Source organism: Ruegeria sp. PrR005 (assembly GCF_010500245.1).
GTDB lineage: Bacteria > Pseudomonadota > Alphaproteobacteria > Rhodobacterales > Rhodobacteraceae > Ruegeria_B > Ruegeria_B marisflavi.
In genome coordinates, this window is the sequence record NZ_JAAGOX010000007.1 from 12,260 (window position 1) to 30,298 (window position 18,039).

An 18,039-nucleotide genomic window follows, 5' to 3' on the forward strand; every position below is an offset into this window, starting at 1 on the left:
GTATTCGCCATCGGCTCGAAACCGGTTGCGCCTTGCCCACCCGTAATTGACATCCGATACGCGATTTGACCAGTCCCATTCCATGGCAGAGGGCGCCGGGGATGGGTTTGACCCCCATACCCCTACCTGCTAAGCGCATGCAGATGTCGGATTACAATGAACAGGCCCGGACTTGTCTCGAATCAAACACGCGCTGCGACTGATCTTCTTGTCACCTAGCCAGTTTCTCTACGTGCGCCGCATGAAGCGGAGCGGCCTGTTCGACCGCAAGTTCTATCTCGAAGTGAACCCGCTGATCCACTGGATATTCCGGTTCTTTCCTGAACGTCATTATGTCCTGTTCGGCGAGGCCGCCGGCCTTTATCCAAACCCCGATTTCTCGCCCAAGGCCTATATCAAGCACAATCCGGACCTCCGGGGGCGCGGCCTGGCGCCATTCGATCACTATCTGCGCGCAGGCCGCCACGAACAGCGGGTCACCCGGGATCTGCCCTCGGACGGGGGCGGACTAAGCATTCCGCTGCCAAAACTGCGCGGCGCCGGGGCCAATCCCGCCGACTACGCGGTGGTTGTGCATATCTATTACCACGACCTGTGGGAAGAGTTCGAAGCCCGTCTCAAAACACTGGATTTCGATTTCGATCTCTTCGTGTCGCTCACCTACAAGGGTGACGAGACCGAAACCCTGGCCGGGCGGATCCGCGAGGCATGGCCGCGGGCCCGCGTGGTCCCGATGCCCAATCACGGGCGCGACATCTTCCCCTTCCTCCACCTGATCAACGCGGGCCTGCTGTCGGGCTACAAAGCCGTCTGCAAGTTTCACACCAAGAAGTCGCCGCACCGCCAGGACGGCGACACCTGGCGGCGGCACCTGATCGACGGGATCCTGCCCAAAACCGGCACCCGGGCGCTGCTGGAACGCTTCGTGGCCGAACCCGACGCGGCCTTCTGGGTGGCCGATGGCCAGCATTACAACGATCCACAATGGTGGGGTTCGAACCTGAACCGGACCACCGAACTGCTGCAACGGATCGAGATCCCGGTGGACAAGGACCGGCTGTCCTTCCCGGCCGGTTCGATCTACTGGCTCAAGCCGCAGATCGTGACCCTGCTCCGCGGCCTGCAACTGGGGGCCGAGAATTTCGACCTTGAACTGGGTCAGACCGACGGCACCGTGGCGCATGCGATCGAGCGGGTGCTGGGGGTGATGACGGACGCGGTGGGCATGCATATCCTGCAAACCTCGCAACTGGCGGCCCTGCCCGCACCGGAACCGGCCGCACCCGGCCGTCCCTCCTATGTGTCGGCCTTCTACCTGCCGCAGTTCCACCCCACCCCGGAAAACGATGCCTGGTGGGGCAAGGGGTTCACCGAATGGATGGCGGCAACCCGTGCCCAGCCGAATTTCTCCGGCCATGCCCACCCGGTATTGCCCTCCGACGTTGGCTTCTATGACTTGCGCGTCACCGAAACCCTGGGTCAACAGGCCGAGCTGGCGCGCGACGCCGGTATCGACGCCTTTTGTGTCTATCATTACTGGTTCGACGGCCAGCGGATCCTCGAAGCCCCGATCGACCGGCTGCTGGAGCGGCCCGATATCGCGTTCCCGTTCTATCTGTGCTGGGCCAACGAAAGCTGGCGGCGCAACTGGGACGGGATGAGCGGCGAGGTCCTGATGGAGCAATCCTATGCGCCGGGCTTTGCCGCCAGCCTGGCCGAGAGCCTGCTGCCCTATTTCAACGATCCGCGCTACCAGCGCCCTGACGGGGTGCGCCCGCGCTTCGTCATCTACCGGCCCGAGGACATGCCCGACCCGGCCGCCGCGGTGGCGGAAATGCGCGAGACCTGGCGCCGCCTGGGCGTGGGCGAGGTCGAACTGGGCGCGGTCCTGTTCCATGTCGAGGGCGAAAGCCCGGTCGAGGCCGACCTGTTCGACTTCTGGGTCGAGATGCCGCCACACGGGCTGGTGGGGATGGACGATTACCTGTTCGGCGGTCCCGACGGCGACCGGATGCAGGCGGATGTGATGCCGACCTTCTCTGGCCTGATCTACGATTACGACGCGGTGCGGCGCAACAGCCAGTCCGCGCGCTACATTTCGAAACTGCCGGCCCACACGATCGCCGGCATCATGCCCAGCTGGGACAATACCGCCCGGCGCGGGCGCGATGCGCATATGGCCTATGGCGCCAATCCGGTCAGTTTCGAACGCTGGCTACGGGAGATGCTGAAAACCCGGATTCCCCATGCCTATCGCAGGGAGCTGATGATCAACGCCTGGAACGAATGGGCGGAAAAGGCGATGCTGGAGCCGACCCAGCAATACGGGACGGCCAATCTCGATGTATTGAGGCGCAACCTATGATCGAGTTTCACGGCACCTGCCCTGTCTGCGGATCCGCGGAAGGTTTCGAGAGCCAGGACGCGTGGTTCCGCGACCACCTGTTCTGCCGCGGCTGCGGCTCCATCCCCCGGGAACGCATCTTTACCTGGGCCCTGGAAACCTTCCGTCCCGAATGGCGGCAGATGCAGATCCACGAATGCGCCCCCTCGGAACGCGCCGTGTCGCGCCGACTGGCCAAGGAATGCAAGGGCTATATCGGGTCGCAGTATTTTTCCGACGTGCCCCGGGGCGAGATGCGGGACGGGTTCCGCTCGGAAGACCTCGAAGCGCTCACCTTCTCGGATCAGAGCCTGCATCTGCACCTGCATCTGGACGTGATGGAACATGTCAACCGCCCCGACCGGGCGATCCGCGAGATGTGCCGCACCCTGCGGCCCGGTGGATTAGCGATCTTCACCTCCCCGGTATATCACGACCTGGCCGAGAACGATCGCCGGGCGATCTATTTCGAGGACGGCGTCGAGCATCTGGCCCCGCCCGAGTATCACGGCAACCCGATCGACACCGAGGGCGGCGCGCTGGTCACCTTCCGCTTCGGCCGCAACTTCAGCACCCTTATCCGGATGTGGGAGCCGAATTTCGCCGTCACCCATCTGATCCCCGACGATCCCAGCATTGGCGCGGTGGGCGGGTTCCGCGACGTGTTCGTCCTGCGCCGCATCGGCTGAGGTCCGGCAATGAGTTCACCGGCACAGGTCACGGTCCTGCTGGCGATCCGCAACGGTGGAACAGAGCTGGAACCGCAACTCGACAGTTACTTGGATCAGACCCTGAAACCGGCCTGTATCCTGGCCTCGGACGACGGCTCGACCGATGACAGCCGGGCGGTGTTCACCCGCTTTGCCGAGCGTGCCCGCGCGGCGGGCGTCACCTGTCAGTTGTTCGACGGACCGCAACGCGGCCCCACCGCCAATTTCCTGTCCCTGCTGGCCCGGCCCGGACCGGACAGCACCCATGTGGCCCTGTCCGACCAGGACGATATCTGGCTGCCCGGCAAGCTGGAGGACGCGGTCGCCCGTCTGTCCCCGCACACCGGCACACCAACTCTGGTGGGAACGCGCAGCTGGGAATGGGACCCCGACAGTGACCGGCGACAGCTGTCACGCCCGGTGCCCGAGCCGCATGATTTCCGCCATGCCCTGGTACAGAACTATGCCGGCGGCAATACCATGGTACTGAACCGGGCCGGGATCGACCTGATCCAGAGCGCCCTGCCCCGGATCCGGGACGCGGCGGTGCATGACTGGTGGCTCTACCAGATGGTCTCTGGCGCCGGTGGTACGATCCTGCTGGGCGAGACCCCGCATATCCTCTACCGGCAGCATCACGGCAACCAGATCGGCGCCAATACCGGGCTCGACTCCAAGCTGCGCCGTTTCAACGCGATGCTGCGCGGCACCTACCGGGGCTGGAACGACCTGAACGTTGCCGCGCTGATGGCGACACGCGATCTGCTGACGCCCGAGGCCCGGCAGATCCTGACCCGGTTCGATGAGGCCCGGCACGGCCCACTGCACAAGCGGCTGGCCATGCTGCACGCCACCGGGTTGCACCGCAAGGGGCATGTGAACCAGGCCACGCTCTGGCTGGCGGCTATGCTGGGCAAGATCTGACCCGACTTGACATGACAGCGTATCAGACAGCATCAATTACCTGTTCAGACAAACCGAACCAACTCTGACCGCCAACCGTTCGTCAGCTGCCCGAACCATGGCACTGTGTGGTCAAGAATCTTGATCGGCGCTAAGTTCCTAGGCAACATGGAAGGCAGGGCGTTCTACTTGGTGAATGTCAACTGAATGACTTTCGCGGCGAAATACCGATCGGAAGAACAGTATTGGAGCCACGCGTGTCAGGCGATCATTCGTTACTCGAAAAGACTCTCACTGCCGCGCAACGCGATTTGGCGACGGTGACCGAAAAGGGCGCGTCACTGGCTTCGGTTCCACAGGGATCTCGAGAGCATCGGACCGTCACGCATGTGGACGACCGCGGTACGGTAACCGAGTTGTTTGACACCCGGTGGAACTGGCACCCGGATCCAGTCTGCTTTGCCTATACCTACACGATCCGGCAAGGACGGGCCAAGGGATGGGGCCTACACAAGCTGCACGAGGACCGGTACTTCCTGCTGGATGGCCGGATGGAGATCGTCTGCTATGACGTCAGGCCGGACAGCCCGACGTGCGGGCAGATCAGCAAGATCGTGCTGTCGCCGGAAAACCCGCGTATCGTCAACATTCCGGCCTTTGTCTGGCACGTAAACATCAACATCGGTTCCGGTGACGTGCGTGTGATCAATTTCCCGACCCAGCCTTATGACCACACAAACCCAGACAAGTACCGGCTGCCGCTCGATACCGATCTCATTCCCTACCGCCTCGATCCCTTGATCGGCTGGTGATGGTAGAGCACCCCTATTTTACTGTACTCATGCCTACCAACGGGCGGGAGGATGTGATCGGACATGCCATAGGCTCGATCCTGGCCCAAACGGAAACAGATTTCGAGCTTCTGGTGGTCGGCGATGGCTGCACGGACGGGACGGAGGCGCGCGTCCGTTCGGTCGGTGACCCACGGTTGCGCTGGCTGGGTTATGACAAGGCGCCCGGCCCGGGCTATGGCAATCGCAACCGCGCATTGCACGAAGCACGGGGCGAGGTTGTCGCCTTTGCCCAGCATGATGATCTCATGTTTCCCGATCATCTAAAGATCATGCGGCAGCTGTTTCGGCGCACGACGGCGATGTGGGCCTACAGCCGCCCGCTGTGGATCGACGACGACGGCTTTATCATTCCGTTTTTCGTGAACCTGACCGTGCCCGCGGCGCGGAACGCATTCATGAGGCAGCGCAACGTGATCCCGTCAAACTGCGTGGCTGCCCGCCGAGACGCGCTGCTGGCGGTCGGCGGGTTCGACTCTTTCGCCGAGCGAGCAGGGGACTGGACGCTCTGGAAGGCCGTGATCGAGCGGTATGGCCCCAACTCGATTGCCTTTGCCCGAACTCCGACCAGTCTGCATTTCCGGGCGCTCTGGAAAGAAGGTGGAAAGCCGTGGGGGCCGCCGCCCCTGAGCCATATGGCCGCCATGGCCCGGTTTTCGCCGCAATGGCCACGCTCGCTGAAGCTCGGTCTTGAACCTGGGGTGCCGCCACAGGCGCGTGTCGCCGCGATGCTCGAGGCGGATACCGCAGGAATCGTCGCAAGAATTCGGGCCGCAACAGCAAATCTACAGGATCACTTCGCCTGGATCGCGAGCTTCGATCCTCTAGAGATCGGCGGGGGATAGCGAAAGACACAGATGTGAAGAGGTGCCATGCTGAAGAGGCACCCGAACAGTTCGCGTGGGCGGTTGCAGGATACAGTATCAGGCTGGGGTGAAAAACGAACTCACCCCTGGCGCAACATGTGCGCGGGCTGGTCCAGGAACCATTGGTAGGTTTCGGCGATCCCCTGCTCCAGGCCTATACTGGCGCGCCAGCCCAGCCGCGCCAGGCGGCTCACATCCATCAGCTTGCGCGGGGTGCCGTCGGGCTTTTCCGGATCGGTGGTGATGCGGCCGGTATAGCCGGTGATCCGCGCCACCAGCCGGGCCAGGTCGAGGATCGAGATGTCCTCGCCCGAGCCCACGTTGATATGGCTCAGCATCGGCTGGGTCTCGCGGGCATAGGTCCGGGCGTCGAGATCCAGTACGAAGAGGCTTGCCTCGGCCATGTCGTCCACATGCAGGAACTCGCGCCGCGGCGTGCCGGTGCCCCAGATCACCACCTCGTCCAGCCCGTCCCGTGCGGCCACGTGGAACCGGCGCATCAGCGCCGGCAGGACATGGGAATTGTCGGGGTGAAAATTGTCGCCCGGCCCGTAAAGATTCGTCGGCATCACCGAGCGGTAGTCGACCCCGTATTGCCGGTTGTAGCTCTCGCACAGTTTGATGCCCGCGATCTTGGCCACGGCATAGGGTTCGTTGGTAGGCTCCAGCACCCCGGTCAGCAACGCGTCCTCGCGCATCGGCTGCGGCACCGCACGCGGATAGATACAGGACGACCCCAGTTGCAACAGCCGCGTCACCCCGGCAGCAAAGGCCTGATGGATCACATTGCATTCGATCATCAGGTTTTCGTAGATGAAATCGGCAGGATAGCTGTTGTTGGCGTGAATCCCACCGACCTTGGCGGCAGCCAGGATCACCACGTCCGGCCGCTCGGTCTGCATGAAATTCCGCACGGCAGCCTGATCGGTCAGGTCCAGGTCGGCATGGGTTCTCGTCAGCAGGGTCAGCGGCTCGCCCGCCTCCTGCCGCGCCGCCAGACGGCGCAGAATCGCGCCCCCGACCATGCCCCGATGTCCGGCAACGTAGATCTTCTGCATCCCGGTCTCCTCAGCCGTTCTCGACCGAAACCGGCAGGTCCATGCCATGGCTCTTCAGCAGGGCGTGGCGGCGGGCGGTCTTAAGATCCTCGGCCACCATCTCGGCGCACATTTCCCGGGCCGTGATCTCGGGCTCCCAGCCCAGTTTTGCCTTGGCTTTCGACGGATCGCCCAACAATGTCTCCACTTCGGCGGGGCGGAAATAGCGCGGGTCGATGCGCATGATCACGTTACCCGGTTTCAAGGCCGGCGCCTTGTCGCCTTCGATGGCGGTCACTGTGGCGATCTCGTCCACGCCCGCGCCCGAAAACGCCAGCGTGATCCCGAGCTCGACCGCCGACCAGATGATGAACTCGCGCACCGAATACTGCACGCCGGTTGCGATCACAAAATCCTCGGGCGCATCCTGTTGCAGCATCATCCACTGCATGCGCACGTAATCCTTGGCATGGCCCCAGTCGCGCAGACTGTCGATATTGCCCATGTACAGACAGTCCTCGAGCCCCTGGGCGATATTGGCCAGGCCGCGGGTGATCTTGCGGGTGACGAATGTCTCACCCCGGCGCGGGCTCTCGTGGTTGAACAGGATGCCGTTGCAGGCATAGATGCCATAGGCCTCGCGATAGTTCACCGTGATCCAATAGGCATACATCTTGGCCACCGCATAGGGCGAGCGCGGATGGAACGGGGTGGTTTCCTTCTGCGGGGTCTCTGCGACCTGCCCGTAAAGCTCCGAGGTCGACGCCTGGTAGAAGCGGGTTTTTCCCTCGAGACCAAGAAAGCGGATCGCCTCCAGAAGGCGCAGGGTCCCGATCGCATCCACGTCGGCGGTGTATTCCGGCGCCTCGAAACTGACCGCCACATGGGACTGGGCACCAAGGTTATAGACCTCGTCGGGCTGCACTTCCTGGATGATCCGGGTCAGGTTCGAAGAGTCCGTCAGGTCCCCGTAATGCAGCCGGAACCGCGCATGATCGGTATGCGGGTCCTGATAGATGTGATCGACCCGTTGGGTATTGAACAACGAGGCCCGGCGCTTGATGCCATGCACCTCATACCCCTTTTCCAGCAGGAATTCCGCCAAGTAAGAGCCGTCCTGTCCCGTAACACCTGTGATCAGGGCTTTCTTCATCTTGTCTTCTCATTCTCGCGATCCGGGACGAAGCTATTCCGCACAAACACGAAATGCCATGTCCAAAACACAAGTCCTTCGCTTTCAAAGCCCGGACAGCTTTCGAACCAGTTCAAAAATTACTATATATATCTGGCTTTTGAGCCATCAAAGACCATTTTCATATCATTTTGAACATTACATGGTGATAATAGTACAATCAAAATTATGCCCGATAACTTTCACTTATCATGTTTTTTTAGGATATAGCAAATTTTAGCGCGGAAGGACCGCGGGTCAGAGACCGGTCCACCGGGGACCCGGTCAAAATAGTTTCGGTTTTCACGGATAATCTTCCACAGATCCGGGCAGGCCCGACCTGTGCCTTCGCCACATTGGCAGGACGCGACCGTTGATGGAACGGAGATTGCGCGGCCCTGGCGGCACGCTCCTGTTGCTACCTAATCCGGTCGGGAAGCGACACACCGCTTTGGGAAACCTGTTCCGGGCTGTTCAAGCCCTACCCGCTTGTAAAAGGCCAGCGTCGAGCAGGTCTTGGGCCCTGTGCTCAGCATCACCCTGTAGCTGCCATGCTGCCAGGCGCGCTCTGTCGCCGCGTACAGGACCAGCGTTCCGAACCGCTTGCCGCGATGCGACGGAAACGTGACAACGTTTTCGATCAGGGCATAAGGCGTTCCACCTCTCGTCAGGTTCGGGATGACAATCAGGGTGCAGCTCGTTGCGATCAGACCGCCGGTTTCACCGACCAGCGTCGCACTCCCCACCTACTTCCCGATATCGGCGATGAGGCCCCTGGCCTGATCAGCCGGGCATCTTTCACCGTCCGGCGTCAGGTGCTGATACAGGTCCAGCAGCGCTTCGGCATCGCTTTCGGATGCAACTCTGATGGCGTCCAGATCGGTCTGAGCGATTGATAGGCACTCGACTACGGTTGCGCAACGATACAGGCAGGGGCACTTGGTAGAAACCGTCGCGTCTTTTGGGACCGGCCTGCGTTACCGACATCTCGCTTACAGGAACAACCATCCCCCAATACGCAAATGATTTGCAGCAGCGCGCGCAAGTGTTTAGGCATCCCCCCATGCAAACAGCCCTCGTCACCGGCGCGGCCGGCTTCATCGGATACCACCTGAGCTTGCACCTGTTGCAGGCAGGATGGCGCGTGATCGGACTGGATTCCCTAAACGCGTACTATGACCCCGAACTGAAACGGCGCAGGTTGGCGATGCTTGAGCGGCAAGAAGGGTTCCTGCCGGTGACGGGCAAGCTGGAAACCCCCGGCCTGCTGACAGATCTCTTCGCCGCCCATCGCCCGACCCGCGTGTTCCACCTGGCCGCCCAGGCGGGCGTGCGCCATTCGATCGAGGCGCCGCGCGATTATGTCGAGGCAAACCTCATGGGCACCTACGAGTTGCTCGAGGCGGCCCGCGCCCATCCCCCCGAACATATGCTGCTGGCCTCGACCAGCTCGGTCTATGGCGCCAATACCGCGATGCCCTATGCCGAGACCGACAAGGCCGACAGCCAGATGTCTTTTTACGCCGCCACCAAGAAGGCGAACGAGGCGATGGCGCATTCCTATGCCCATCTCTTTGGCATGCCAGTGACGATGTTCCGCTTCTTCACCGTCTACGGCCCCTGGGGCCGACCCGACATGGCTTATTTCAAGTTCACCCGCGCCATCCTGAGCGGCGAGACGATCGACGTCTACAACAACGGCCGGATGCGGCGGGACTTCACCTATATCGACGATCTGGTCAGCGCCATCCTGGGCCTGGCCGAGGCCGTGCCCGGCACGGCGCCGGTGGGCGATCATGACAGTCTCAGCCCGGTGGCACCCTTTCGGGTGGTCAATATCGGCGCCAGCCAGCCTGTCGAACTGATGGCGTTCATCCGCGCCATCGAAACAGCCTGCGACCGCCCGGCCCGGATGCGGATGCTGCCAATGCAGCCCGGCGACGTGCCCGCCACCTGGGCCGAAACCCGGCTGTTGCGCGACCTGACCGGCGCCGGGATGGACACGCCGCTGGCCACCGGCATGCAGCATTTCGTCGACTGGTATCGCACATATTACCGGATCTGATCTCGCGCCAAAGAGACGTGCAACGCGCGGCGGATCCACCGATTGTGAACAGGCCGGAAGAGCAGCCCGGCACGACAAGAGAGGTAGGGGTTATGCGGATCGCCATGATCGGAACCGGCTATGTGGGTCTGGTCTCCGGCATCTGATTTTCCGATTTCGGACATGACGTGATTTGCGTCGACAAGGACGCGAAAAAGATCGGCAAGCTGAATACCGGCGAGGTGCCGATCTATGAGCCTGGCCTTGATGCGCTGATGGCGCGGAACGTGGCCGCCGGGCGGCTGAGCTTCACCACCGATCTGGCCGCCGCGGTGGACGGGGCCGCGGCGGTGTTTATCGCCGTGGGCACCCCCACCCGGCGTGGTGATGGCCAGGCGGATCTGACCTATGTGATGACCGCCGCCTAAGAGATCGCGCAGGCCCTCACCGGCTATGCGGCGGTGGTGACCAAATCCACCGTGCCGGTGGGCACCAACCGGCAGGTCAAGCAGACCATCTCAAAGACCAACCCCCAAGCCGGAATCGACGTCGCCTCGAACCCGAAGTTCCTGCGCGAGGGCACGGCAATCGAGGATTTCATGAAACCCGACCGGGTGGTGGTGGGTGTACAGAACGCCCGCGCCGCCGAGGTCATGGCCGAAATCTACCAGCTACTCTATCTGCGCGACTTTCCGATTCTGACCACCGACCTGGAAAGCGCCGAGATGATCAAGTACGCCGCCAACGCCTTTCTCGCAACCAAGATCACCTTCATCAACGAGGTGGCGGGCCTGTGCGAACGGGTCGGCGCCGATGTCAAAGAAGTGGCACGCGGGATGGGCTGGATGGCCGGATCGGCAACAAGTTCCTGCACGGCGGCCCCGGCTACGGTGGCTCGTGCTTTCCCAAGGATACTGCGGCGCTGGCGCGGATCGGGCAGGATCATGCCTTTCCGATGCGGATCACCGAAACGGTGATCCGGGTCAATGACGAGATCAAGCAACGCATGATCGAGAAGATCCGCGACGCGCTGAACGGCAGCTTCAACGGCAAGACCATCGCGGTGCTAGGGGTAACCTTCAAACCCAATACCGACGACATGCGCGAGTCTCCGTCGCTCACCATCGTGCCGACCCTGGTCGGGAGCGGCGCCCGGGTGCGGGTGGTCAATCCGCAAGGCGAGGCCGAGGGCGAGGCGCTTCTGCCAGGGGTCAAATGGATGGACGATCCCTATCAGGCCGCTCGCAAGGCCGATCTGGTGGTGCTGCTGACCGAATGGAACGAGTTCCGCGCCCTCGACCTCAAGCAGATGGCCCGCAAGATGGAAACGCCGCGTATGGTCGACCTGCGCAACATCTACTCGGAAAAAGCCGCTCGCAAGGCCGGGTTCGAACGGTATATCGGGGTTGGCCGCTAGGCCGATTGGTTAGCGAAACGTTTCGCACGCGAAACATCTAAGCGTGAAGCGTGGCTCCCCCGGGATATTTGAAGCAAAAGGAAAGACCCTATCAAAGGGATTTGAGCCAATCTTCCAGCATCTCGGCCAACCGCTCGGAGACCCCATCGCCCACCAGTTCGATGCGACCCTGATCCGGAGTAAAGCGCATTTCGATGCCCTGCGTCACCTGGGTGACGATCCGCTCGCCGGCGGCCGGGTTCTGCGCGGTCGAGCGTAACCGGGGGCGGGCCGGCGGTTCGGGATCGGCTAGCGGTGGCGGTGGTGCCTGGCGCTCGGTCAGGGCTTGGGCCAGGATGCGCATTTCGGCCGGGGCGCTGTCGCGGGGGCTATCTTGCAATCGGGTCTTGAGCTGATCGGTAAAGCCTGGGTCGCGCACCATTTCCCGCGCCAGCGCCAGGCCCAGCTTCTCGGAAATTGCCGAAGGGAAGTAGAGCACCGCGTCGAATGCCTCGACCAGCAGGATGAAGGTCCCGATTTTGGAGCGGCGCGAGCGGGTGGTATTGCCAAACAGCCCCTGCAAGGCGGCGCGCTGATTGGGATAGACACCCTCCTTCATCGCGCGCACCGCGATCCGGGCGCGCTCGTAATGGCTGAGGTTCACCCGGATCTCGTTTTCCTCGACCATCGCGACATAGGCGTCCTGCGCGGTCTCGGGGGCGATCACCATGGCACGCACGGTAGCGAATTTAGGGTCTAAAGTCTCTTTGTAGAGCCTGCGCAGCGCGGTCAGTCGCCGCCAGCCCGAGATCAGGCCATGGGTGCGCCCGCCGGCGGGATCGGGCAGGGGGACCACCTCGACCGGCATCTGCTGGCCGCGTGCGCGCAAACTGTCGAGCAGCGCGGTCATTTCCTCTTCGTTCTGCTCCAGCCGGTCACGGACCAGGTGGCGTTCGTCGATCACATCAAGCGGCAACAGCTCGATCATCCGGCCCTGGGACCGCGCCGCGGCCATGGCCTGGCTCATCTCGTCCAGCGCCGCCCGGGCCGAGGCATCGCCCGCCACCTGGGCAATCGGCGCCTGCCCCGCGCCCAGTGGCATCGACTTGGTCTCGGGCGCCCGCTGTCCGGGCACGGGCCCATCCATGAAAACCGGTTGTGCCGGGCTCAGTCGCTTGCGTTTTGCCATCTCTACCTCCGGATTGCCCTTGTTAGGCCCTGTTATTCCGCTGCCGCCTGCGCGGCCAGTTCGTCGCGCCGCCAGACCCCCAGCAACAGCCGCTTGAATGCCGCGTAAGTGGCATCAAAGGTCTCGCGCCCGCGAGCATAGGTTTCGCGGTTGAAATCGCGGTAATCGGCCTCGTAGATGCCATGCACCCGTTCGCCTGCCTGACCGATCAGGGCGGTGAAATCCTGCCGGTGCGGCGACAGCGTCTTACCCAGATAAGCCTGCATCAGAGCCGAAAGCTCGCCCTGCTGCGCGCCGTCGAACCGGGTGACCACCGCGCGTACCGCATCCCATTCGAACGCCATCTCGGGGCGTCCCAGCGCGCGGGCGGCCATGTTCTCTCCATCCTCGATACTGGCGAAAGTCGAATGCAGCATGTCAAAGAAGCGTCCGGTGGAATCGAACTCCAGGAACGAGGCGCCCAGCGGCACCAGCAGGATATCCGCCGCCGCCAGCCCGTTGATGGTGAGGTACCCCAGCGCGGGCGGCGTGTCGATGAAGACCAGGTCATAGTCGTCCAGCACACCGTCAGCCTCAAGCCGGTCGGTCAGCGCGTCCCACAGCTTCCATCCGCGCGCGGCCATGCGCCAGACCGGGATCTGGAACTCGGCCCAGTAAAGGTTCAGCTGTGCGCCGATCAGGTCGATATTGGGCCAGTGGGTGGACTGGATCACATCCCGCGCGGTCATCTTCATGGCAGCGCTCAGCGCCTCGTCCAGCGGCTGGGGCGCGTCGCCCCGGTCCAGCCGGCGCTGGTTCTCGATCCGCAGATACTCGCCGTAGTGACGCGCCAGCAGCGGAAAGGCGGTTTGCCATTCATCCTCGACCCGGCCGCCAAAGATCGAGGTCATCGAGCCCTGGCTGTCGAGGTCGATCACCAGCACCCGATAACCATCCAGCGCCGCCGACATGGCCAGATGCGCCGCCGTGCTGGTCTTGCCGACGCCGCCCTTGAAGTTGGCCACCGCCACCAGTTTCGCGGGCTGGCCGGCGGGGCGGTAGGGCAGATAGTTCTTGGCCTTCGATCCCTGCGCCCCGAAATGCGCGCGCAGGCGCAGCACCTCGTCCAGTGTGAACCACTTGGCGCCGCCCTCGGTTTCCGAGCGGCCCTGCGGCAGGTCCGGATTCTGCTTCAGCACGCGGCGGAAATGGGCCTGGGCCACCGGGATCAGATAGCGGGTGATCTCCCAGGTGGAAAACAGGCGCAGCGTCTTGCGCCCTTCTTCGTTCATGCCCCGGCTGGCCAGATCGGCGCGGCCGCGGGTGCAGGCCTCGGCAATGGCGGCAAAGCCATGGGTACCTGTGGGTAAATCCAGCTCGGCCAGTGCTGCGTCCGGGTCGATGTTGAAATAGGGGGGCAGGGGTGTGTTGTCCTTGGACATGGGAAATCTGCTCAATGTGCTGTGTTTTCTCCATGATACCGAAAAAGGCGGCACATGGAAGAAAAAGGCGCATGTCGCGCAGATTTTCTAAGCAAATTAAGGGGGTGGTGCGGCTGTTTTACCGCACTTTCGCTGGGCTGGCGATTTTTTTGTCTTGTTAGATTTGTGTTATTTATATGTTACGGAACCTCGGTCCAGGGATTTTCCCTTTTGAAACAAAGGGAAAACATAAAATCTCTGGGTAGAGGCGACTCTGAACCCCCGAAAGAGTGACTCTGAACCCCCGATCAGGTGACTCCGAACCCCCGTTGTGCGGGCTTGTGGATAACTCTAGGGTGGTGTCACTAAAACCACGAAAGAAAACGAGTCGGATACCGACCGCAGAACAGGCACCGAAGGCAGGGCCATGAGCAGGGCAGTGACAGCAATGGGCGCGGGGCTTTTGCCCGATCGTCATCAGCAGGGCGATTTCTTCGTCTGCGACATCTTCGATGCGATCCCCAAGGATGATATCGCCAGCATGGAACATCCGCTGTTCTCGCTGGCGACCCGGCCCGACCGGCGCATCCTGCAATACGACCATAATGGCACCGAGATCACCGTCACCCCCAGCATGCGGGGGCTGGCCACCATCCATGACAAGGATATCCTGATCTTCTGCATCAGCCAGCTGATGGCGGCGCTGAACGTGGGCCGCCGGGTCAGCCGCACGGTGCAGCTCAAGGCGCATGACCTGCTGATCGCCACCAATCGCGAGACCTCAGGCGATGCCTATCGCCGCCTGCGCGAGGCGTTCGAGCGGCTGGCGGGCACCCGCATCACCACCAATATCGTCACCGGCGAGGTCGAGACCACCACCGGGTTCGGCCTGATCGAAAGCTGGGAGATCGTGCGCAAGACCCGGGGCGGGCGCATGGTCAGCGTGGCGGTGACGCTGTCCGACTGGCTGTATCGCGCGGTGCTGTCGAAATCGGTGCTGACGCTCAGCCGCGATTACTTCCGCCTGCGCAAACCGCTCGAGCGGCGCATCTATGAACTGGCGCGCAAACATTGCGGCCGCCAGCCGGCCTGGACCGTCTCGGTCGACACGCTCTTGAAGAAATCGGGCTCGGCCTCGCCGCGCCGGGTGTTCCGCAAGATGCTGCGCGACATGATCGAGGCCGGCCATCTGCCCGATTACGAGATGACCGAGGAACCGGGCGACCTGATCCGCTTTGCCCCGCGCGGCGGGTTGATCGATGGCGACATCCATCCGCCGGTCCTGAGCACCCAGGCGCTGGAGGATGCGCGCGCCCTTATGCCGGGCCAGGATGTCTATGCGCTCGAGGCGGAATGGCGCGGGGTCTGGGCCCGGTCGGGGGCGCCGCGCCTCAGAAGGCCGGACGGGGCCTTTCTGGGGTGGGTCAGAAAGCGGTCAGGTCTGAAATAGATGCTGTTTTGAGGCCGGTTCGGGATTTTTGTCGACCAGCCCCGGTGACAGCCCGGAGCAGGCTTGGTAAGTGGGGCAGAGTTTCAGGACAACATTTGGAAGACCATGCAGATAGAAGAGACAAAGTTGCCCGGGGTGAAGATATTGACCCCAAAGCGATTTGGCGACGACCGTGGATTCTTCAGCGAAAGCTGGAACCGCAAGGTTCTGGCCGAGCAAGGGATCACGCTGGATTTCGTGCAGGATAACCATTCGATGTCTGCCCAGGTGGGCACCATCCGGGGGCTGCACTTCCAGAGCCCGCCCGCGGCCCAGGACAAGCTGGTGCGCTGTGGCCAGGGGGCGCTGTTTGACGTCGCGGTCGATATCCGCAAGGGCAGCCCGACCTATGGCCAATGGGTCGGGGTTGAACTGACCGCCGAGAATGGCAAGCAACTGCTGGTGCCAAAGGGGTTCCTGCACGGGTTTGTCACCCGCGCGCCTAACACCGAGATCTGCTATAAATGCACCGATTATTATGCGCCGGAATGTGATGGCGCGGTGCGCTGGGACAGTTGCGGCATCGCCTGGGAATTCGATGGCGACCCGGTTCTGAGCCCCAAGGATGCCGCCGCGCCCGCTCTGGCTGATTTTGACAGCCCCTTTGTCTGGGAAGGATAAGAACAGATGAAACTGCTGATAACCGGGGGCGCGGGCTTCATCGGGTCCGCCGTTGTGCGGAACGCGATCCGGGATGGTCACCAGGTCGTCAACCTCGACGCGCTGACCTATGCCGCCTGTCTCGACAATGTGGCCAGCGTGGCCGGGCATCCCGGTTACGGTTTTGTCCGGGCCGATATCCGCGACCGCGCGGCGCTGGATGCCGTCTTTGCCGAACACAGGCCCGACGCGGTGATGCACCTGGCCGCCGAAAGCCATGTGGACCGGTCGATCGACGGGCCGGGTGATTTCATCGAGACCAATATCACCGGTACGTTCAATATGCTGGAGGCGGCGCGCAAGTACTGGATGCAGGCGGGCAAGCCCGCGGGTTTCCGGTTCCATCACATTTCGACCGACGAGGTCTATGGCAGCCTGCCTGCCGATCCGGCGGTGATGTTCACCGAAGACACCGCCTATGATCCGCGCAGCCCCTATTCGGCCTCCAAGGCCAGTTCCGACCACCTGGTGCGCGCCTGGCACGAGACCTATGGCCTGCCGGTGGTGCTGACCAATTGTTCCAACAATTACGGCCCCTATCACTTCCCCGAAAAGCTGATCCCGGTGATCATCCTGAACGCGCTGGCGGGCAAGCCGCTGCCGATCTATGGCGACGGCTCGAACATCCGCGACTGGCTCTATGTCGAGGATCATGCCGACGCGCTTTTGCTGGTGGTGCAGAAGGGGGCGGTGGGCCGCTCCTACAACATTGGTGGCGAGAACGAGCGTACCAACCTGGAACTGGTGAACACGCTCTGCGGCATCCTGGACGACCTGCGCCCGCGCGCCGATGGCAAGGCCTATGCCGAGCAGATCACCTTTGTCACCGACCGTCCCGGACATGATGCCCGCTATGCCATCGACCCGACCCGCATCCGCGAGGAACTAGGCTGGCGGCCCAGCGTCACCGTCGAGGAGGGGCTGCGCCGCACGGTTGAGTGGTATCTCGACAACGAGGACTGGTGGCGCGCGTTGCAGAACCGTGAAGGTGTCGGCCAGCGATTGGGGGTGAAGGCATGAAGATCCTGGTATTCGGAGAGATCGGTCAGCTGGGTCAGGAACTGATCCGCCGCGCCGGCGATGCAGAGCTCGAGATCCGCGGGCTGGATGTTGCCGATTTTACCAACCCTGACGCCTGCGTCGCCTTTGTCGAAGCCACTGATGCGGAGGCGGTGATCAATGCGGTGGCCTATACCGCTGTCGACAAGGCCGAAGAGGACGAGGCCCTGGCCGAGCAGATCAACGCCACCACGCCGGGCGCGCTGGCGCGGGCGGCGGCGGCACGGGGGCTGCCCTTCGTGCAGGTCTCGACCGATTACGTGTTCGACGGCTCGGGCGACCAGCCCTTTGCCGTCGATGCCCCGACCGAGCCGCTGGGGGCCTATGGCCGCACCAAGCTGAATGGCGAGACCGCGGTCCGCGCCGCCGGTGGCGTGCACGCGATCCTGCGCACATCGTGGGTGGTGTCGTCCCATGGTCACAACTTCATCAAGACCATGCTGAAACTGGGGGCCGAGCGCGACCGGCTGACCATCGTGGCCGATCAGGTGGGCGGCCCGACCCCGGCGGCGGCGCTCGCCGATGCTTGCCTGGCGGCGGCCCGGCAGCTGGTGGCGGATCCGTCGAAATCGGGCACCTATCACGTCTCGGGCGGGCCGGATGTCAGCTGGGCCGATTTCGCACGCGAAATCTTTGCCCAGGCCGGGATCACCTGCGAGGTGGTCGATATTCCCAGTTCGGACTATCCCACCCCGGCCAAGCGCCCGTTCAACTCGCGCATGGACAATTCGGCCACCGAGGCGGCCTTTGGCCTGCCCCGGCCCGACTGGCGCGCCGGGCTGACCGAGATTCTGGCTGATCTCGGCGCATTGAAACAAGACTGAATTTCCTTATTAGGGCCTGAACAAGGCGACATATTCCAAGAGGTTGAAAGACAAGGC

Annotated in this window: 15 protein-coding genes and 1 pseudogene; 11 read left to right on the forward strand and 5 right to left on the reverse strand. The window is 62.8% G+C overall.

What is annotated here, in order from left to right:
• Positions 1-172: 172 nt before the first annotated feature.
• From G0P99_RS04670 to G0P99_RS04690, 5 genes are all read left to right on the forward strand, one after another.
• Positions 173-2,365: a glycoside hydrolase family 99-like domain-containing protein gene (locus G0P99_RS04670; RefSeq protein ID WP_239059681.1), complete on the forward strand. Its 2,193-nt coding sequence runs from the start codon at positions 173-175 to the stop codon at positions 2,363-2,365.
• Positions 2,362-3,072 carry a methyltransferase domain-containing protein gene (locus G0P99_RS04675; protein WP_164128210.1) on the forward strand — a complete coding sequence of 237 codons (711 nt, stop codon included), beginning with the start codon at positions 2,362-2,364 and terminating at the stop codon, positions 3,070-3,072. Before G0P99_RS04670 ends, G0P99_RS04675 begins: the two co-directional genes overlap by 4 nt.
• A 9-nt stretch (positions 3,073-3,081) precedes the next feature.
• Positions 3,082-4,017 (forward strand): glycosyltransferase, encoded by a 936-nt coding sequence (locus G0P99_RS04680; RefSeq protein ID WP_164128212.1) that lies wholly within the window; start codon positions 3,082-3,084, stop codon positions 4,015-4,017.
• Between the two features lie 236 nt (positions 4,018-4,253).
• Positions 4,254-4,808, forward strand: a complete 555-nt coding sequence (locus G0P99_RS04685; protein ID WP_370462711.1) for a hypothetical protein — start codon at positions 4,254-4,256, stop codon at positions 4,806-4,808.
• A complete protein-coding gene (locus tag G0P99_RS04690) occupies positions 4,808-5,692 on the forward strand; it encodes a glycosyltransferase family A protein (RefSeq protein ID WP_255455754.1) in 885 nt (294 codons plus the stop codon). Before G0P99_RS04685 ends, G0P99_RS04690 begins: the two co-directional genes overlap by 1 nt.
• Positions 5,693-5,793: 101 nt before the next feature.
• Here G0P99_RS04690 and G0P99_RS04695 read toward each other — a convergent pair whose 3' ends face one another.
• From G0P99_RS04695 to G0P99_RS04705, 3 genes are all read right to left on the reverse strand, one after another.
• Entirely contained in the window at positions 5,794-6,771 is a 978-nt protein-coding gene (locus tag G0P99_RS04695; RefSeq protein WP_164128216.1) for a GDP-L-fucose synthase, read from the reverse strand.
• 10 nt (positions 6,772-6,781) lie between these two features.
• Positions 6,782-7,903, reverse strand: a complete 1,122-nt coding sequence (gmd, locus tag G0P99_RS04700) for a GDP-mannose 4,6-dehydratase (protein WP_164128218.1) — start codon at positions 7,901-7,903, stop codon at positions 6,782-6,784.
• Positions 7,904-8,343: 440 nt separating this feature from the next.
• Complete coding sequence (locus G0P99_RS04705; RefSeq protein WP_164128220.1) at positions 8,344-8,667, reverse strand: GNAT family N-acetyltransferase; 324 nt, start codon at positions 8,665-8,667, stop codon at positions 8,344-8,346.
• Positions 8,668-8,984: 317 nt separating this feature from the next.
• Between G0P99_RS04705 and G0P99_RS04710 the strand changes: the two genes are divergently transcribed.
• Positions 8,985-9,986: an NAD-dependent epimerase/dehydratase family protein gene (locus G0P99_RS04710; RefSeq protein ID WP_164128222.1), complete on the forward strand. Its 1,002-nt coding sequence runs from the start codon at positions 8,985-8,987 to the stop codon at positions 9,984-9,986.
• 92 nt (positions 9,987-10,078) lie between these two features.
• Positions 10,079-11,382, forward strand: a pseudogene (locus G0P99_RS04715) (UDP-glucose/GDP-mannose dehydrogenase family protein).
• Between the two features lie 91 nt (positions 11,383-11,473).
• Here the strand turns inward: G0P99_RS04715 and G0P99_RS04720 are convergent.
• Entirely contained in the window at positions 11,474-12,550 is a 1,077-nt protein-coding gene (locus G0P99_RS04720; protein ID WP_164128224.1) for a ParB N-terminal domain-containing protein, read from the reverse strand.
• A gap of 32 nt (positions 12,551-12,582) precedes the next feature.
• Positions 12,583-13,971, reverse strand: a complete 1,389-nt coding sequence (locus tag G0P99_RS04725) for an AAA family ATPase (protein WP_164128226.1) — start codon at positions 13,969-13,971, stop codon at positions 12,583-12,585.
• A gap of 406 nt (positions 13,972-14,377) precedes the next feature.
• On the opposite strand from G0P99_RS04725, the gene G0P99_RS04730 reads away from it, so the two are divergent.
• The 4 genes from G0P99_RS04730 to rfbD all read left to right on the forward strand — a co-directional run bounded on the left by G0P99_RS04730 (position 14,378) and on the right by rfbD (position 17,982).
• Positions 14,378-15,400: a replication initiator protein A gene (locus tag G0P99_RS04730; RefSeq protein ID WP_164128228.1), complete on the forward strand. Its 1,023-nt coding sequence runs from the start codon at positions 14,378-14,380 to the stop codon at positions 15,398-15,400.
• Positions 15,401-15,505: 105 nt separating this feature from the next.
• Positions 15,506-16,060, forward strand: coding sequence for a dTDP-4-dehydrorhamnose 3,5-epimerase (rfbC, locus tag G0P99_RS04735; protein WP_164128230.1), 555 nt, complete (start codon positions 15,506-15,508; stop codon positions 16,058-16,060).
• A 6-nt stretch (positions 16,061-16,066) separates the two neighbouring features.
• Positions 16,067-17,119 carry a dTDP-glucose 4,6-dehydratase gene (gene rfbB / locus G0P99_RS04740; RefSeq protein ID WP_164128232.1) on the forward strand — a complete coding sequence of 351 codons (1,053 nt, stop codon included), beginning with the start codon at positions 16,067-16,069 and terminating at the stop codon, positions 17,117-17,119.
• Positions 17,116-17,982 carry a dTDP-4-dehydrorhamnose reductase gene (rfbD, locus tag G0P99_RS04745; protein ID WP_164128234.1) on the forward strand — a complete coding sequence of 289 codons (867 nt, stop codon included), beginning with the start codon at positions 17,116-17,118 and terminating at the stop codon, positions 17,980-17,982. The genes rfbB and rfbD overlap by 4 nt, the downstream gene beginning before the upstream one ends.
• Positions 17,983-18,039: the final 57 nt, after the last annotated feature.

Excerpts from the sequence above, each read along its gene's own strand:
- G0P99_RS04675 (WP_164128210.1), top strand. The coding sequence starts at position 2,362 with ATGATCGAGTTTCACGGCACCTGCCCTGTCTGCGGATCCGCGGAAGGT.
- G0P99_RS04680 (WP_164128212.1), top strand. The coding sequence starts at position 3,082 with ATGAGTTCACCGGCACAGGTCACGGTCCTGCTGGCGATCCGCAACGGT.
- G0P99_RS04690 (WP_255455754.1), top strand. The coding sequence starts at position 4,808 with ATGGTAGAGCACCCCTATTTTACTGTACTCATGCCTACCAACGGGCGG.
- G0P99_RS04695 (WP_164128216.1), bottom strand. The coding sequence starts at position 6,771 with ATGCAGAAGATCTACGTTGCCGGACATCGGGGCATGGTCGGGGGCGCG.
- gmd (WP_164128218.1), bottom strand. The coding sequence starts at position 7,903 with ATGAAGAAAGCCCTGATCACAGGTGTTACGGGACAGGACGGCTCTTAC.
- G0P99_RS04710 (WP_164128222.1), top strand. The coding sequence starts at position 8,985 with ATGCAAACAGCCCTCGTCACCGGCGCGGCCGGCTTCATCGGATACCAC.
- G0P99_RS04720 (WP_164128224.1), bottom strand. The coding sequence starts at position 12,550 with ATGGCAAAACGCAAGCGACTGAGCCCGGCACAACCGGTTTTCATGGAT.
- G0P99_RS04725 (WP_164128226.1), bottom strand. The coding sequence starts at position 13,971 with ATGTCCAAGGACAACACACCCCTGCCCCCCTATTTCAACATCGACCCG.
- G0P99_RS04730 (WP_164128228.1), top strand. The coding sequence starts at position 14,378 with ATGAGCAGGGCAGTGACAGCAATGGGCGCGGGGCTTTTGCCCGATCGT.
- rfbC (WP_164128230.1), top strand. The coding sequence starts at position 15,506 with ATGCAGATAGAAGAGACAAAGTTGCCCGGGGTGAAGATATTGACCCCA.
- rfbB (WP_164128232.1), top strand. The coding sequence starts at position 16,067 with ATGAAACTGCTGATAACCGGGGGCGCGGGCTTCATCGGGTCCGCCGTT.
- rfbD (WP_164128234.1), top strand. The coding sequence starts at position 17,116 with ATGAAGATCCTGGTATTCGGAGAGATCGGTCAGCTGGGTCAGGAACTG.